Here is a 15426-nt window from a genome sequence, read left to right as displayed (position 1 = left end):
GTCGTCGTGCCGGACGAGGGTCAGTCGTCGTCCTCGTCGTCGGTCTGGTTCTGGCCGCCGCCGGAGCCGCTGCCCGAGCCGTTCGAGCCCGAGCCGGGGCCGTCGCTCGGGGGTGCGGCCCGCACCGGGCCCACGAGGCCCCAGTCCGGCGAGCCGAAGTCGCTCCCCTCCACGCCGTCCAGGGCCTCATCCATGTACTCGCGCCACATGGGGGCGGCGTACGTGGAGCCGTAGACGTCCCGGGGCGAGTTGCCGTTGATGCGCTCGTCGCTCAGGGACAAGATGTCGCCGTCCGCGTCGCGGGTGCGCTCGATGTGACCGACCCACGCCGTCGTGGAGAGCTCCGGCGTGTACCCGGTGAACCAGGTCTGGCCCATCTCGTCGGTCGTCCCGGTCTTGCCGGCGGCGTCGAAACCCGGAGGGCCGCCGACCCGCCGCGCCGTCCCCTTGGTGAGCACCTGCCCGAGCGCGTAGTTCACCGTGTCGGCGATCTCCTCGCTGGTGTGGTCATCGGTGGCGAGCGGCTCCGTGCAGGGGGCCACTGTGATACCGATGGGCTGGCCGTCGCGGTCCACGGCGCTCTCGAGCGGGCGCGGCGGGCAGAACGTGCCACTGCTGGCGAAGGTGGCGTACGCCGCGGCCATCGTCAGCGGCGCCACCTCGATCGTCCCGAGGATGGAGGCGGGGTAGATGCTCGCCTGGATGTCGGAGAGCTGGCCGCCGACCGCCGGGTGCGCGCCCATGCTCGCCGCAGTGTCGCGGATGTCGCAGAGGTCGAGCTGCAGGGCCATGGACGCGTACGCCGTGTTGACGGAGGCGTACGAGGCCTCGAGGACGGACATACGACCTGTCCCGCGACCCTCGCTGTTGCGGACCGGCCACTCACCGACCAGGCCGTTGCCGCACGCGTCGAACTGCGACTGCCGGAACGTGGTGCTCCGCGGCGCTGCCGTCACGAACTCGTTGAGAGTGTTGCCGTCCTTGAGCCACGTGGCGAGCGTGAAGGGCTTCCAGTTGGAGCCCGGCTGGATGCCCTTGCCGCCGCCGTAGGCCTCGTCGACGTTGTAGTTGATGTTGGTGTAGCCGCGCTGGTCGGTGGGCTGGTTCGTGTACCGGCGGTTCTGCGCCATCGCCACGACCTTCCCGGTCCCCGGCTCGACGGAGACGAGGGTCGCGCCCACCTTCGTCTTGTCGTTGTAGTCGATGGTGTCCATGACGGTGGTCTCCGCGGCCTTCTGGCGCGGCCGCTGGAGCGTCGTCGTGATGTCGACGCCACCGCGGTAGAGGGTGCGGATGCGCTCGTCGCGGTCGGCGCCGAAAGCAGGGTCCCGAAGGATCGTCTGCACCGCGTAGTCGCAGAAGTACCCGGCGGCCCCGGCGGGTGCGCAGCCGTTGACCTCGTCCTTCTGGTTCCGGGTCTGCGTCGTCACCGGGACGGCGACGGCCGCGTCGTACTGCGCCTGGTCGATCTTGCCGAGGTCGAGCATCCGGGCGAGGACCGTGTCACGGCGGCCCTGGGCCGCCTCGGGGTACTGCAGGGGCTCGAAGGCCGACGGATTCTGCACCATGCCCGCTAGCAGCGCGGCGTCCTCGACCTCGAGCTGGGTGGCCGGCTTCCCGAAGTAGTACTGCGAGGCCGCCTCGACCCCGTAGTTGCTCCCGCCGAAGAGCGCGATGTTGAGGTAGTTCTCGAGGATCTGGTCCTTGGTGTAGGTCTCCTCGGCCGCGATGGCGAGGCGGATCTCGCGGACCTTGCGGGCCTCGTCGGCGGTCATGAGGGCCTCCTCGGCCTCCTCGTCGCCCGACTCGCGCGCCTGCTGCAGGAGGACGTTCTTGATCCACTGCTGCGTGAGCGTGGACGCGCCCTGCGTGCTGCCGCCCGTGAAGTTGTTGATGGCCGCCCGGATGATGCCCTGGGGGTCCGCGCCGCCGTGCTCGTAGAAGCGCGCGTCCTCGATGGCGATGATCGCGTCGCGCATGTAAGGGGACATCTGGTCCAGCGGGACGACGACGCGGTTCTCCGACCAGAACTGCGTCATGACCGTGCCGTCGGAGAAGCGGAGCGTCGACCGGATCGGGAGGGCCGCCGGGTCCAGCTGGGTGGGCAGGTCCTCGAACATCTCGACGGCGGCGTCGGCGCCCGCGCCGGCCGTCGCGACGACCGGGACGGCGAGCCCGGCGACGACGAGGCCGATGGCCACGCCCCCGCCCACGAGGGCGGCGAGGCCGCCCGCGACGGATCCGGTGGAGCCCGCGGCAGCCCGTCGGGCTCGGCTGCGGCGGTGCGGCTGCGGTGCTGCGGGGTCCCCTGCCATACCACCCAGGGTACGTGGTCGCCCGGAGACCTCCGGGGAGCCGCCGGACGTGGTGCGGCGCACCGCCCTCGGGGCGAGGGGTGCCCCGCGGCGGGACGCGGTGACTAGTCACATCGGACTACCCCTCCGTAGCCCTGCGCCGCACCGCATCTCATCCTTGTGTGGTCCTCCGGACGGATGTTCGCCGTCGGACCCGGCTCCTAGGTTCGTCCCCGGCACCGCAGCACCTCCCGCCGGGAGGGCACGCGCCGCACACCGTCTCGGGGGAGATCGATCGATGAGCACGAGCACCGACGTCCGTACCGGCTCCGACGTCCGCGCCACGCGTGACGGGGCGGGGGCCCCGGCGCAGGACTGGGTCGAGGGCGCCGCCTGCCGCACGGTCGACCCCGACACGCTGTTCGTCCGGGGGGCCGAGCAGCACCAGGCGAAGCAGGTCTGCCGCACGTGCCCCGTGCGGACCGAGTGCCTCGCGGAGGCCCTCGACAGCCGCAGCGAGTTCGGCGTCTGGGGCGGCATGACCGAGCGCGAGCGCCGCGCCGTCCTGCGCCGCAGCCCCGACGTCACGTCGTGGCGGACCCTGCTGACGACGGCCCGCGACGAGTACGAGCGCGGCGTCGCCCTCCCGCTCCCGCAGCGCCGCGCCACCGCCTGACCTCGGCACCCTCGACGGCCGGTCACCCCTGCGGGGGTGGCCGGCCGTCGTCGTCCCCCCATGACGCGAACAGGCGCCTGCTCGCGCGGGAAGGGGCCTTCTGGCGACGAACAGGCGCCTGTTCGCGCGAGGGAGGGCGTCGTGGCGACGAACGGGCGCCTGCTCACGTGAGCAAGGGCGCCGCGGGCGGTCAGCCCGCGCAGAGGTCCTCGGCGACGGCGCGCAGGTCCTCGACGGCGTGGACGTCGCGGGGGCGCGCGGGCACCTGGGTGCGGGGGACGTCGGGGTGCCGGGCGGCGAAGCCGGCCGCCAGCGCCTGCTCGGCCTCGACCCGCTGCATCCGGGCCGCGTGCAGGCGCAGGAGGCCGGCGGCCAGCGCGTCGTCGCCGCGGGCGAGCACCTCGGGGGCGGTGGCGTCGTCCTCGTCGTCGCCGAGCCCCTCCAGCGCGACGACGGCGTCCCACGCCCGGGCCGCGGGCAGCCCCGGCAGGGCCGTCGTCTGGACGCGGTTGAGCACGAGCCCGGCGAGCGGCATCCCGTCCCCGCGCAGCCGCTCGACGAAGTACGTCGCCTCCTGCAGCGCGTCCTCCTCGGGGACGGCGACGACGAGGAAGGCCGTGCCGCGGCCGGCGAGCATGGCGTAGGTGCGCTCGGCCCTCTCGCGGAAGCCGCCGAACACCGTGTCGAGCGCGGCGACGAAGGTCTGCAGGTCGTCGAGCAGCTGCGTGCCCAGCACCTTCGACAGGGCGCCCGTCACGCCGCCGACGGCGCCGGACACGACCTTGACGTAGGCGCGCCCGCCCGCCCGGGCGGGGGCGACGAGCAGCCGGACGAGGCGGCCGTCGAGGAAGGACGAGAGCCGGCGCGGGGCGTCGAGGAAGTCCAGCGCGGAGCGGCTCGGCGGGGTGTCGACGACGACGAGGTCCCACGGGCGGCTGCCGTCGCCGTCGGGGGTGCTGGAGCGGGCCCGCAGCTGCCCCAGCTTCTCCATGGCCATGTACTCGCTCGTCCCGGAGAAGGACGTCGACATCGCCTCGTAGAAGGGGTTGTCGAAGATGGCGCGGGCGCGCTCGGGGGTGGCGTGGCTCTCGACGACCTCGTCGAAGGTCCGCTTCATGTCGAGGACCATCGCGTCGAGGCTGCCGCCCGCGGCCGTGTCCAGGCCGCCGACGGGGCGCGGGGTGTCGTCGAGCCGGTCGAGCCCCAGCGACTGCGCGAGCCGGCGGGCCGGGTCGATGGTGAGGACGACGACACGGCGCCCCCGCTCGGCGGCGCGGACGGCGAGGGCCGCGGCCGTCGTCGTCTTGCCGACACCGCCGCTGCCGCAGCAGACGACCGTCGTCGTCGCCCGGTCGTCGAGGAGGGCGTCGAGGTCGAGGTGCCCGGGCGCGCTCACGCGAGGCCCTGCGCGACGAGGCGGTCGGCCAGCAGGTCGAGCCCGGCGCGGTCCACGCCGCGGGGGAGGCGGGGCAGCTCGACGAGCGGGTGCTCGCCTGCCGCCAGCCGCTCGTGCTCGCGCTCCTGGAGGGCCAGCCGCTGGTCGTGCTCGGCGGCCTCGGCGAGCAGGCCCTCGACGACCGCCTCGCCCGCGGGCCCCGGCGCCGCGACGCCCGCCCGGACGAGCCCGTCGAGCACGGCGCCCGCCGGCACGCGGCCGGCGAGGGCGTCGTCGAGCAGCTCCACCGGCACGGTGTCGGCGTGGACCTGGTCGACGACCACGGCCCCCACCCGCAGCCGCGCCGCCGTCAGCTCCTCGACGGCGTCGAGCGTCTCCTGCACCGGCATCTCCTCGAGGAGGGTGACGAGGTGTACCCGGGTGGACGGCGAGCGCAGCACCTCGGCCACGGACGCGGCCTGCGCGGCGATCGGCCCCACCCGTGCGAGGCCGTGGACCTCCGTCGTCACGCCGAGGAAGCGCCCGACCCGGCCGGTCGGCGGGGCGTCCAGCACGACGGCGTCGAAGACGTGCGGGCCGTCGCCGCGGGCCCCGGCCCGGCCGCCGTGCCGGCGCCGGACCGCCTCGTAGACCTTGCCGGTGAGCAGGACGTCGCGGACGCCCGGCGCGACCGTCGTCGCGAAGTCGAGGGCGCCGACCTTGTCGAGCACCCGTCCGGCGCCGCCGAGCCGGTAGAAGAGGCGCAGGTACTCCAGCAGCGCGGCCCGGGGCTCGACGGCGAGGGCGAGGACCTCCCCGCCGTCCGGCGTCGTGGCCACGCGGCGCTCCTCGTACGGGAGAGGTCCGGTGCCGAAGAGGCGGGCGAGGCCCTGCCGGCCCTCGACCTCGCACAGGAGCACCCGGCGGCCGCCGCGGGCCAGCGCCAGCGCCAGCGCGGTCGCCACCGTCGTCTTGCCCGTCCCGCCCTTGCCGGTGACGACGTGCAGCCGGGTCCCGGGGAAGAGGGGGCCGGCGGGCGGGCCCGCGGGGTCGGCGGCGCCGGGCTCGGGCATGGCCGTCAACCTACGCACGCCCGCCGCGGCCCACCCGCCGGACGGCCCCCGGTCGCCGGGCCGTCGCCCGCCCGCCGTCCCGTGCACGCCCGACATGTCGGACCTGCGGGATACCGTCGACGGCCGTCGGGGACCCCGACGTCGGACGAGCACGAGGAGACGGTCATGGGCCGCGCCCAGGGCAGGACGAGCAGGACGCGCAGGACGGCCGCCGGCCGCGGCAGGCTGGTCGCCGTGGTGGCGGTGGGGGCGCTCGTCGCCGCGGCGGCGCCCGCGGCGCAGGCGGACGACCGGCGGGGCTCCCGCGGCGCGACGATGACGCTCGTCGCGACGACGGACCTCCACGGCAACCTCCGCGACTGGGACTACTTCACCGGCGCCCCGACGGCGGCCGGCGCCGAGCAGGGCCTCGCGCGCGCCGCCTCGGCCATCGCGGAGGTCCGCGCCGACCGCGGCCCCCGCTCCGTCCTGCTCGTCGACAACGGCGACACCATCCAGGGCACCCCGCTGACCTACGTCGCGGCGCGCGGCTCGGCGACGAGCGCCCCCGTCACCGAGAGCGGCGAGGAGCACCCCATGGCCACGGCGCTCAACGCGCTCGGCTACGACGCGGCCGTCCTCGGCAACCACGAGTTCAACTACGGCCTCGACCTCCTCGGCCGGTACGAGGACGACCTCGACGCCCCGCTCCTCGGCGGCAACGTCACCGACGTCGCCACGGGCGAGCCGGCCTTCGCCCCGTGGACCATCCAGCGCGTGCGCCCCGCCGGCGGCGGCGCCCTCGTCGACGTCGGCGTCGTCGGCCTGACGACGCCCGGCTCGCAGGTGTGGGACCGCCAGAACGTCGAGGGCCGCCTCGCCTTCGGCGACATGGTCGAGGCCGCGCAGCGCCACGTCGCCGACGTGCGCGCCGCGGGCGCCGACGTCGTCGTCGTCCTCTCCCACTCGGGCCGCTCCGGCCCCTCGTCCTACGACCCGTCGCTGCCCGCCGAGAACGCGAGCGACGCCATCGCCACCCAGGTGCCGGGCGTCGACGTCGTCGTCGTCGGCCACAGCCACCAGCGCGGCCCCGAGACGTGGCTCGACTCGCAGGCCACGCCCGGCAAGAAGGTCCTCGTCACGCAGCCCTACCGCTACGGCGCCTCCGTGACCGCGACCGACCTCCGCCTCGAGCGCACCCGCGCCGCCCAGTGGCGCGTCGTCGGCGCCGACGTCGAGGAGCTCCGCGCCGGCGACTTCCCCGAGGACCCGGCCTTCGTCGACCTCGTCCAGCCCTGGCACCAGCGCACGCTCGACTACGTCTCCACCGTCGTCGCGACCTCGGCCACCGAGCTCACGGCCCGCGACGCCCGCTGGCGCGACGTCCCGATCATGGACTTCGTCCACGACGTCCAGCGCGACGTCGTCGCCGAGGGCCTCGCGGGCACGCCCGACGCCGACCTCCCCGTCGTCTCCGTCGCCGCGCCCTTCCGCGCCGACGCCGTCTTCCCCGCCGGCGAGGTGACCATCAGCGACGTCGCCGGGCTCTACATCTTCGACAACACCCTCCAGGCCGTCCGGATGACGGGCGCCCAGCTCCACGACTACCTCGAGTACTCGGCGCGCTACTACGCCCAGGTCCCGCCGGCCGACCCGTCCGACCCCGCCTCCCTCAACGCCGGCGTGACCCCGGACTACAACCTCGACCAGCTGGCCGGCGTCACCTACGACGTCGACCTCGCCCGCCCCGTCGGCGACCGCATCGGCGAGCTGACCATCGACGGCGTCGTCCTCGGCGACGACGACGAGGTCGTCGTCGCGGTCAACAACTACCGCCGCAGCGGCGGCGGCCAGTTCCCCCACGTCGCCACCGCGCCCCTCGTCTACGACCGCCAGCAGGACATCCGTGGTCTCCTGATCGAGCGCGCGCAGGAGACGGGCTCGATCGACCCGGCGGACTTCGCCCAGGAGAACTGGCGCCTCGTCGCGGACGGCGAGCCCCTGTTCGACTGACCCTCTCGTCGCCCGACCGGACCCCCGTGCCTGCTGGGCGCGGGGGTCCGGTCGTCTCGCCGCCCGTGCTGGTCGGGTGGGTCGGGCCGGGTCCGCGGACGCCGCGGGGCTCGCTCTGGCACTGGCTCGGCGCGCTCCGGCCGGGTCTCGTCGGGCTCGGGGCGCCGGCCTTACGTGCCTGCCGCGAGCCCCGCACCGCCCGCTCGTGCCGCACCTCGCGTCAGCCTCTGCACGGGCGGCGGGATGTATCCCGTCCCCCGTGCAGAGGCTCGGGTGACCACGTCGATGGACCTGGGGCGCTGTGAACCGGGGAGGGCTCGCGACCCGCTCCTCCTGATATCTGCCCATCTGGTCGCCTCGGCAGCACCCCCTCGGGTGACGGGCTCGTCGCCGTCGGCCCGGTGACGGCGAAGGGCGGGGGGTGCCGTGGGCGCGGCAGGCACGTAAGGCCGGCGCCGGTACCCGTACGGCGCCGAGCCACGGCGCGCCGAGCCAGTGCCAGAGCGCCCGCGGTGCCGCCCGCGAGGTGACCGAGCGCCGGTGAGCACAGCGAGACCAGCCAGGTGAGGATCGGGGCGTGCCGGAAGGGGACAGCGTCTACCTCGTCGCCAGGACGCTCGACGCGAAGCTGCGGGGGACGCGGGTGCGGCGCAGCGACTTCCGGGTGCCGCGGCACGCGACGGCGGACCTGTCGGGGCGGGCCGTGCTCGGGACCGTGTCGCGGGGGAAGAACCTGCTGACGCGGTTCGAGGGCGGGCTCACCCTCCACACGCACCTGCGGATGGACGGGTCGTGGACCGTGCTCTCGCCGGGGAAGGTGCTGCCGCGGCGGATGGAGCCGGACATCCGGGTGCTGCTCGCGACGACGGGCGGGCCCGGGCTGGCGGACGGGGCGCCCGGGCCGACGGCGGTCGCGCTCACGATGCCGGTGGTCGAGCTCGTCGCGACGGACGCGGAGGGCGACGTCGTCGGGCACCTGGGGCCGGACCTGCTGGGGGACGGGTGGGGCGAGGGCGGGGCCGAGGAGGCCGTGCGGCGGCTCGCGGCGCGGCCCGAGCGGAGCATCAAGGTCGCGCTGCTGGACCAGCGGAACCTCGCGGGCATCGGGAACCTCTGGGCGGACGAGACGTGCTTCCTGCGGGGGCTGCACCCGTCGACGCCCGTGGGGGAGGTGGACCTGCCGCCCGTCGTCGCGCTGGCCGCGCGGATGCTGCGGCACTCCGTCACCGTGCCGGGGGCGTACCAGGTGACGACGGGGGACACCCGGCGCGGCGCCCAGCACTGGGTGGTGGGGCGGGCGGGCAAGCCGTGCCTGCGGTGCCGGACGACCATCTCGGTGGAGGCCGAGGTCGTCGGGGACCCGGAGAGGCGGCGCACGTGGTGGTGCCCGCGGTGCCAGCCGGCGCCCGGGTCGGCGGGCGCCCGCGGGGCCGCCGTCGGGCCCGGCCTCTAGGGTCGGGCCATGCAGCAGTGGGAGTACATGACGGCGCCGCTCATCATCCACGCGACGAAGCAGATCCTCGACAACTTCGGCGAGGACGGCTGGGAGCTCGTGCAGGTCGTCCCGGGGCCCGACGGCAACGGGCTCGTCGCCTACCTCAAGCGCCCGAAGGGCTGACCGGCGTGGTCGCCGCCCTCGACCGGCTCGAGGCGCTCGGCCTCGCGCTGCCCGACGTCGTCCCGCCGCTGGCGTCGTACCAGCCGGCCGTGCGGGCCGGGGACGTCGTGTGGACGTCCGGCCAGCTGCCGATGAGCGGCGGCTCGCTCGTCGCCGCCGGTACGGTCGGCACCGGCGAGGGGCACGTGAGCCCCGAGGACGCGGTCGGTCTCGCCCGCACGTGCGCCCTCAACGCGCTCGCCGCCGTCGCGTCCCAGCTGCGCGAGGGCGAGACGCTCGACGACGTCCGCGTCGTCAAGGTCGTCGGCTTCGTGGCGAGCGACCCCGCCTTCACCGGCCAGCCGGGCGTCGTCAACGGCGCCAGCGAGCTCCTCGGCGAGGTGCTCGGCGACGCGGGCCGGCACGCGCGGAGCGCCGTCGGCGTGGCGGTGCTGCCGCTGGGGGCGCCCGTCGAGGTCGAGCTGCAGGCGCTGGTCGTCCCCCGCGCGGCCGCGCCCGCCTCCTGACGGCGTGCCGCGTCGTCTGCCCCTGCCGCCCGACCTGAGGGCGGTCCTCGCGGACGGACCGTCCCGGCGGCGGCCCGTCCCGGCCGTCACCGCGGCGACGGTGATGCTCGTCCGCGAGCCCGCGCTGCGCGGCACCGGGGTCGAGGTGTGGCTGCTGCGGCGGTCCGACGCGATGGCGGTCGCGCCGGGGGCCACCGCCTTCCCCGGCGGCGGGCTCGACGAGCGCGACGCCGACCCCGAGGTCCCGTGGCGCGGTGCGCCCGTCGACGGCTGGGGCCGCCGCCTCGGCCTGCCCGACGCGGACGCCGCCGCTCTGCTCTGCGCCGCGGTGCGCGAGACGTACGAGGAGTGCGGCGTCCTGCTCGCGGAGGTCGACCGGCACCGGCCGGACGCCGCGACGCCGGGCGGCGTCGGGCTGCCGCCGGCCGAGGAGGACGCCGAGCGTGCGGCGCTGGCCCGCCGCGAGGTGTCGCTGTCGGAGCTGCTCGTGCGCCGCGGCCTGGCCCTGCGCAGCGACCTGCTCCGGCCGTGGGCGCGCTGGGTGACGCCCGAGGTGGCCCCGCGGCGGCACGACACGTGGTTCTTCCTCGCCGTCGCTCCGCAGGGCGCGCGGGCGCGGCACGACGGCGCCCCCGGCCACGCCGGGGAGGCCGACGAGGGCGCCTGGTGGCGGCCCGCCGACGCCCTCGACGCCGAGGCGGCCGGGCTCCTGCGCCTGCTCGCCCCCACCCGGGTGGCGCTCGAGGAGCTCGCCGCGGCCGAGGACCTCGAGGAGCTCCTCGCGAGCCGTCGCTCGCTCGACGCCGTCACCCCGCGGGTCGCGGGCGGCCCCGACGACCTCCACCTGCTCGTCGACCTGCCCGAGCAGCCGGGGCACCCGTGAGCGACGGCGCGGCGGGCCCCTGGGCCGGGGGCCGCGTCGCGCCGCTCGCGCGCTGCGTCCTCGCGCCGAACCCGGGGCCGATGACGCTCGACGGCACGAACACGTGGCTGCTGGGCGCCCCGGGCGCGGGGGCCTGCGTCGTCGTCGACCCCGGGCCGGACGACGCCGTCCACCGGGCCGCGGTGCTCGAGGCCGCGGCCGAGCACGGCGGCGTGGCGCTCGTGCTGCTCACCCACCACCACCTCGACCACAGCGCGGGCGCCCGCGACCTGGCCGTCGCCGCGTCGGGGGAGGAGGTCCGCGTCGTCGTCCGGGCGGCCGACCCCGCGCTCTGCTGGTCGCCCGACGGCGCGACGCCGGCCCCGCTCGTCGACGGGGAGGTCGTGGCGGTCCCCGGCGGTCGGCTGCACGTGCTCGGCACGCCCGGGCACACGCGCGACTCGGTCTGCCTCCTGCTGGAGGCCGACGCCGGGGGCGCGCCGCTCCTGCTCACCGGCGACACGGTGCTCGGCCGCGGGACGAGCGTCGTCGCGCACCCCGACGGCGACCTGGCCGCCTACCTGGCGTCGCTCGGACGCCTCGCCGAGGAGGTCGGCGAGGCGCAGGTCCAGCGTCTGCTGCCCGGGCACGGGCCCGTGCGCGACGACGCCCTCGGCGTCCTGCGCGGTTACCTCGCCCACCGGCGGGAGCGGCTGGAGCAGGTGCGGGCCGCCGTCGCCGCGGGGGCGCGGACGCCCGAGGAGGTCGTCGCGGCGGTCTACCCGGGCCTGGCGGACGACCTCGTGGCGCCGGCGGTCCGGTCGACCGCGGCGGCGCTCGCGGTCGTGGCGGCGGAGGGGCCGCCCGGGAGCGGAGGGGTCAGCGCGCCCGGCGGGTGAGGCGGTCGGCGTCGAGCAGCACGACGGCGCGTCCCTCGAGCCGGATCCAGCCGCGGGCGGCGAAGTCGGCCAGGGCCTTGTTGACGGTCTCGCGCGAGGCGCCCACGAGCTGGGCGATCTCCTCCTGGGTGAGGCCGTGCGCGACGCGGACCTCGCCGTCGGCCCCCGCGGTGCCGAAGCGGTCCGCCAGGTCGAGCAGGGCCTTGGCCACGCGGCCGGGGACGTCGGTGAAGACGAGGTCCGCCACGGAGTCGTTGGTGCGGCGCAGCCGCTGGGCGAGGGCCCGCATGAGCTGGCGGGCCACCTCGGGGCGGCCCTCGAGCCAGCGGTCGAGGTCGTCCGGGCCGAGGCCGGCGAGGACGACGGGCGACACGGCCGTGGCCGTGGCCGTGCGAGGGCCCGGGTCGAAGACGGACAGCTCGCCGAGCATCTCCGCGGGACCGAGGACGGCGAGGAGGTTCTCGCGGCCGTCGGGGGCCCGGCGGCCGAGCTTCACGGTGCCCTCGACGATGACGTAGAGCCGGTCGCCCGCGTCCCCCTCGCCGAAGAGCACCTGCCCGCGGGAGAGCTCCACGCGCACCATGGAGGCGAGCAGGGCCTGGCCCGCGTCGTCGCCCACGGCGGCGAAGAGGGGTGCCCGGCGCACGACGTCGTCCACGCGGCTCCTGCCGTCCGGCCGCGCCCGGTCGGCTCGGCGTCGCACCGGAGTCTGCCAGCCGGGCCCGACGGCGCGGCTCAGGCCCGCGGCGCCGCGCCGGTCACGAGGGTCAGCGCCTCGCGGCGCGGCCGCGGCACGAGGCCCGCGCCGGGGGTGACGCCCGTCCGCTCGAGCGCCCCCGGCCGGGCCGAGGGCGAGGTGGGCTCCGGCGGGCCGTCGAGGACGAGGACGGCCGTCGACCAGCACACGTCGTCGTCGAGCGCCTCGCGCCGGCGCGCCAGCTCGCGCCGCGCCTCGCGGAGGGCGAGGAGCTGCTCGACGGGGTCCGCGGCGGGGCGGTCGTCGTCGAGCACGAGGGAGGCGAGCCCGCCGAGGCCGTCCTCGTCGGGCGGGCACACCTGCGCCACGAGGAGGTCCATCCGGGCCCGCGCGAGGCGCGACCACAGCCGCAGCCGCTCCGCGCGCGCCACGAGGTCGGCGCGTCGCCGCACCAGGTCGTCGCTGCCGCCCAGGCGGCTTCCGGTCGTGTCCATGCCCCTCCGTCGTCGGGCGCCCGGAGCCGCTTGAGACGGTGCGCAGGCGCCTCACCCGCGCGCCCGGCGCATGCCCCGGACGGCGGACCGGACGGTCACGGGTCGGCCTCGACGCCTCACCCGGACGGCGTGGTGACCGCCGACGGGGGGACCCGGGGAGGTCGGCGTCGCTCCTCGTGCGGCAGGCCGTCGGGGGGCGCCCGTACATTCACGTAGGTGCCCAGCCCCGCGCCCGCGACCGTGCCGACGTCACGGCTGCAGCTCGTGCGCCGGGCCCGTCGCGTCCACCGGGCGCTGGCCGCGCGCTACCCCGACGCCCGGTGCGAGCTCGACTTCACGACGCCGTTCGAGCTCCTCGTCGCCACGGTGCTCTCCGCCCAGACCACCGACCAGCGCGTCAACGGCGTGACGCCGGCGCTCTTCGCGCGCTGGCCCGACGCCGTCGCGCTCGCCGGGGCGGACCGGGCCGAGCTGGAGGAGGTCCTGCGCCCCACGGGGTTCTTCCGCGCCAAGGCCGAGTCCGTGCAGCGGCTGTCGGCCCGGCTCGTCGCCGAGCACGGGGGCCAGGTGCCGCCGCGGATGGCCGACCTCGTGCTGCTGCCGGGGGTGGGGCGCAAGACGGCGAACGTCGTCCTCGGCGACGCCTTCGGCGTCCCCGGCATCACGGTGGACACGCACGTGGGCCGGCTCGCGCGCCGCCTCGGGTGGACCGAGCAGACCGACCCGGTGGCGGTCGAGGCCGAGCTGGACGCCCTCTTCGAGCGCCGCGACCGCACGGTGCTCTCGCACCGCCTCATCTTCCACGGGCGCCGCACCTGCCACGCCCGGCGGCCGGCGTGCGGAGCCTGCCCCGTGGTGCGCGACTGCCCCTCCGCGGGCGTCGGCGAGAGCGACCCCGTCCTGGCCGCGGCCCTCGTGCGCGAGAGCGGGCGCCGGTGAGCGGCGCGGCCGGCGTGCCGGCCTGGGTGGCGGCGGTCGTCGACGGCGCGCCCGCGGCCTCGCGGGCGCTCCTCGCGATCCGGGGGGCCTCCGGGCGCGGGGCGGGACGCCGCGAGGGGCGGGCGGCGGCGGTGCTCGTCTGCCTGTCGCCCGGGGACGGGACCGACCCCGGAAGCACCGGCGACGTCCTCGTCGTCGAGCGCGCCGCGAGCACCCGCGCCCACGCCGGGCAGCCGGCGCTGCCGGGCGGGGCCGTGGACCCCGGCGACGACGGCCCGGTGGCGGCCGCGCTCCGCGAGGCGCGCGAGGAGACGGGGCTGGCGACGGAGGGGGTGCAGGTGCTGGGGACGATGAGCCCGCTGCGGGTCCCGCCGGAGGGCTACGCCGTCACCCCGGTCCTCGCGTGGGAGCCGGTGCCCTCGCCGGTGGCGCCCGGCGACCCGGCCGAGGTCGTCCGCGCGGTCCGGCTGCCCGTCGCGCAGCTCGTGGACCCGGCCCGCCGCGTCCACGTCGCCTGGGAGCGTCGCGTCGTCGTCCCCCGAGACCCCGCGGAGCCGGGCGGCCCCACGACGTCCCGCCGCGAGCACGGGCGGGGCCCGGGCTTCGAGGTGGGCGGCCTGCTGGTGTGGGGCTTCACCGCCGCCGTGCTCGACGCGCTGCTCGAGGCCGGCGGCCTCGCCCGGCCGTGGGACGGCGCCCGCACGGTCCCCGCGCCGCTGCCGCCGGCCGCCGTCCCGCAGGTGACGGCGTGAGCGGGCTGCTGGCGGTCGCCCCGCCGACGGGCCCGCTCGGCGACGGCGGGGTGGTCGTCGACGTCGTCGTCGTCCTGCTCGTCGTCCTCAACGTGCTGGCCGGCCTCCGGCGCGGCCTCGTGCTCGGCGTCCTCTCGCTCGTCGGCTTCCTCGGCGGCGGCGCGCTGGCGGCGGCCTTCCTGCCGGACGCGGTCGCCGGCTGGGAGCCCGCGTGGCAGCGGCTCGTCGTCGTCGTGGGCGGTGTCCTCGTCGCCGCGCTCCTCGGGCAGGCCCTCCTGCTCGCCGTCGGCGCGCGGCTGCGGGCGCTCGTCCCGTGGACGCCGCTGCGCGTCCTCGACGCGCTGCTCGGCGCCGTCATGTCGCTCGTGCTCGTCGGCGTCCTCGTCTGGTTCGGCGCCGCGGCGGCCCGGGCCGCGCCCGTCCCCGTGCTCGTGCGGGCCGTGGAGGGCAGCCACGTGGTCACGGCGCTGGACCGCGCCGTCCCGCTGGACGCGGGCCGTGTCTTCGCCGAGGTCGGCTCGGCCCTCGAGGCGGGCGGCTTCCCGCGGGTCTTCGTCGGGGCCGAGGAGGTCGTCCTCCCCGTCGAGGCGCCCGACGGCGAGGAGGCCGCCGCCGCGGCCGCCGTCGCCGAGGACGTCCGGCAGGGCGTCGTCAAGGTCGACGGCGTCGCGCGCGAGTGCGGCCGGGGGGTCGAGGGGTCGGGCTTCGTCATGGCGCCCGGCCGGGTCGTGACCAACGCGCACGTCGTCGCCGGCGTCGAGGACCCGCGGGTCCAGGTCGGCGGGGTGGGCGACCCGCTGCCGGCGGAGGTCGTCGTCTACGACCCCGAGCGCGACCTCGCCGTCCTCGACGTCCCGGACCTCACCGGCGGGGCGCTGCCGCTGGCGGCCGAGCCGCTGGGGCCGGGGGAGGCCGCCGCGGTCCTCGGCTTCCCGCTCGACGGGCCGTACGCCGTCGAGCCGGCCACGGTCCGGCAGGTGCTGACGGCGCAGGGCGAGGACGTCTACGGCGAGCCGGGCGTGGTCCGCGAGGTCTACTCGCTGCGCGCCGGCGTCCAGCCGGGCAACTCCGGCGGCCCGCTCGTCAGCCTCGACGGCGAGGTCGTCGGCGTCGTCTTCGCCCGGTCGGTGGACGACGCGAGCACCGGGTACGCGCTCACGCTCGCCGAGGCCGCGCCCGTGCTCGAGGCGGCCACGACGGCGGACGCCGCGGTGAGCACCGGGGAGTGCGTGCCGGCCTGACGCGCCGC

15 protein-coding genes are annotated in these 15426 nt (G+C 77.1%); 10 read left to right on the top strand and 5 right to left on the bottom strand.

Annotated features, from left to right (window positions below):
• Positions 1-20 precede the first annotated feature (20 nt).
• Complete coding sequence (locus EDC03_RS03580; RefSeq protein ID WP_148058000.1) at positions 21-2315, bottom strand: transglycosylase domain-containing protein; 2295 nt, start codon at positions 2313-2315, stop codon at positions 21-23.
• Between the two features lie 277 nt (positions 2316-2592).
• On the opposite strand from EDC03_RS03580, the gene EDC03_RS03575 reads away from it, so the two are divergent.
• Positions 2593-2970, top strand: coding sequence for a WhiB family transcriptional regulator (locus EDC03_RS03575; RefSeq protein WP_123378864.1), 378 nt, complete (start codon positions 2593-2595; stop codon positions 2968-2970).
• Positions 2971-3160: 190 nt separating this feature from the next.
• On the opposite strand, the gene bagB is transcribed toward EDC03_RS03575, so the two are convergent.
• Both bagB and bagA read right to left on the bottom strand, forming a co-directional pair.
• Entirely contained in the window at positions 3161-4366 is a 1206-nt protein-coding gene (gene bagB / locus EDC03_RS17780; protein WP_199719916.1) for an ArsA family ATPase, read from the bottom strand.
• Positions 4363-5418, bottom strand: a complete 1056-nt coding sequence (gene bagA, locus EDC03_RS17775; RefSeq protein WP_199719915.1) for an ATPase BagA — start codon at positions 5416-5418, stop codon at positions 4363-4365. The genes bagB and bagA overlap by 4 nt, the downstream gene beginning before the upstream one ends.
• 234 nt (positions 5419-5652) lie before the next feature.
• Here bagA and EDC03_RS03560 point away from each other — a divergent pair, with 234 nt between their 5' ends.
• From EDC03_RS03560 to EDC03_RS03540, 6 genes are all read left to right on the top strand, one after another.
• Positions 5653-7410: a bifunctional metallophosphatase/5'-nucleotidase gene (locus EDC03_RS03560; RefSeq protein ID WP_241967016.1), complete on the top strand. Its 1758-nt coding sequence runs from the start codon at positions 5653-5655 to the stop codon at positions 7408-7410.
• Between the two features lie 577 nt (positions 7411-7987).
• Positions 7988-8863, top strand: coding sequence for a DNA-formamidopyrimidine glycosylase family protein (locus EDC03_RS03555; protein ID WP_123378860.1), 876 nt, complete (start codon positions 7988-7990; stop codon positions 8861-8863).
• 9 nt (positions 8864-8872) lie between these two features.
• Positions 8873-9028 carry a Sp36 family protein gene (locus tag EDC03_RS17770; protein ID WP_171203742.1) on the top strand — a complete coding sequence of 52 codons (156 nt, stop codon included), beginning with the start codon at positions 8873-8875 and terminating at the stop codon, positions 9026-9028.
• 5 nt (positions 9029-9033) lie between these two features.
• On the top strand, positions 9034-9534 hold the full coding sequence (locus EDC03_RS03550) for a RidA family protein (RefSeq protein WP_123378859.1): 501 nt from the start codon (positions 9034-9036) through the stop codon (positions 9532-9534).
• Between the two features lie 4 nt (positions 9535-9538).
• Positions 9539-10417, top strand: coding sequence for an NUDIX hydrolase (locus tag EDC03_RS03545; RefSeq protein ID WP_123378858.1), 879 nt, complete (start codon positions 9539-9541; stop codon positions 10415-10417).
• Entirely contained in the window at positions 10414-11295 is an 882-nt protein-coding gene (locus tag EDC03_RS03540) for an MBL fold metallo-hydrolase (protein WP_199719914.1), read from the top strand. Before EDC03_RS03545 ends, EDC03_RS03540 begins: the two co-directional genes overlap by 4 nt.
• On the opposite strand, the gene EDC03_RS03535 is transcribed toward EDC03_RS03540, so the two are convergent.
• Positions 11276-11953: a Crp/Fnr family transcriptional regulator gene (locus tag EDC03_RS03535; protein ID WP_199719913.1), complete on the bottom strand. Its 678-nt coding sequence runs from the start codon at positions 11951-11953 to the stop codon at positions 11276-11278. The two genes, EDC03_RS03540 and EDC03_RS03535, sit on opposite strands and share 20 nt — an antisense overlap.
• Positions 11954-12030: 77 nt before the next feature.
• Complete coding sequence (locus EDC03_RS03530; RefSeq protein ID WP_123378857.1) at positions 12031-12486, bottom strand: hypothetical protein; 456 nt, start codon at positions 12484-12486, stop codon at positions 12031-12033.
• Positions 12487-12702: 216 nt separating this feature from the next.
• On the opposite strand from EDC03_RS03530, the gene nth reads away from it, so the two are divergent.
• The 3 genes from nth to EDC03_RS03515 are packed head-to-tail and all read left to right on the top strand — an operon-like array spanning position 12703 to position 15418.
• The gene (gene nth / locus EDC03_RS03525; protein WP_241967015.1) at positions 12703-13425 is read left to right on the top strand and encodes an endonuclease III; all 723 of its coding nucleotides are present in this window, start codon (positions 12703-12705) and stop codon (positions 13423-13425) included.
• Positions 13422-14177 (top strand): NUDIX hydrolase, encoded by a 756-nt coding sequence (locus tag EDC03_RS03520; RefSeq protein WP_158674191.1) that lies wholly within the window; start codon positions 13422-13424, stop codon positions 14175-14177. The genes nth and EDC03_RS03520 overlap by 4 nt, the downstream gene beginning before the upstream one ends.
• Positions 14174-15418 (top strand): MarP family serine protease, encoded by a 1245-nt coding sequence (locus tag EDC03_RS03515; RefSeq protein WP_158674190.1) that lies wholly within the window; start codon positions 14174-14176, stop codon positions 15416-15418. Before EDC03_RS03520 ends, EDC03_RS03515 begins: the two co-directional genes overlap by 4 nt.
• Positions 15419-15426 lie beyond the last annotated feature (8 nt).

The organism is Pseudokineococcus lusitanus, from assembly GCF_003751265.1.
In the GTDB taxonomy this organism is placed as follows: Bacteria; Actinomycetota; Actinomycetes; order Actinomycetales; family Quadrisphaeraceae; genus Pseudokineococcus; species Pseudokineococcus lusitanus.
The sequence above is the reverse complement of the archived record's forward strand: the minus strand, read 5'-3'. Positions and strand labels throughout refer to the sequence as shown.